This is a genomic window from Burkholderia sp. AU4i (assembly GCF_000466765.1).
In the GTDB taxonomy this organism is placed as follows: Bacteria; Pseudomonadota; Gammaproteobacteria; order Burkholderiales; family Burkholderiaceae; genus Burkholderia; species Burkholderia cepacia.
The window spans coordinates 1-678 of sequence record NZ_ASSI01000396.1; the positions used below are offsets into that span (position 1 = coordinate 1).

Sequence of the window (678 nt, forward strand, 5' to 3'; positions counted from 1 at the left end):
CGTGAGCAGACACGGCGCGAGCACCTAGTCGAACTGCAAGCGGTGTTTGGGTTCAAGCCCTTCACCATGAGCCACTATCGGCAAGCCGTGCATACATTGACAGAGCTGGCCTTGCAGACCGACAAAGGCATTGTGCTGGCCAGCACCCTTGTCGAAAACCTGCGGCGGCAGACCATCATCCTGCCCGCCATGAATGCCATCGAGCGCGCGAGCGCCGAGGCCATCACCCGTGCCAACCGGCGTATTTACGAGGCGTTGACCGATTCTTTGTTATCGCCCCACCGTCAGCGCCTGGACGAACTTCTCAAGCGCAAGGACGGCAGCAAAGTGACGTGGCTGGCATGGCTGCGCCAGTCGCCCGTCAAACCGAATTCTCGGCACATGCTCGAACACATCGAGCGCCTCAAAGCCTGGCAGGCGCTTGACCTGCCCGCAGGCATCGAGCGACAAGTTCACCAGAACCGCCTGCTCAAGATCGCCCGTGAGGGTGGCCAGATGACGCCCGCTGACCTGGCCAAGTTTGAGGTGCAACGACGCTATGCCACTCTGGTAGCGTTGGCCATTGAAGGCATGGCTACCGTCACCGACGAAATCATCGACCTGCACGACCGCATCATTGGCAAGCTGTTCAACGCCGCTAAGAACAAGCATCAACAGCAGTTTCAGGCTTCCGGTAAG

Annotated in this window: 1 protein-coding gene; it reads left to right on the top strand. The window is 59.6% G+C overall.

Annotated elements, in window-relative coordinates; genetic code table 11:
• A partial coding sequence (locus L810_RS43015; protein WP_042978430.1) for a DUF4158 domain-containing protein occupies positions 1–678 on the top strand: 678 nt, incomplete at both ends.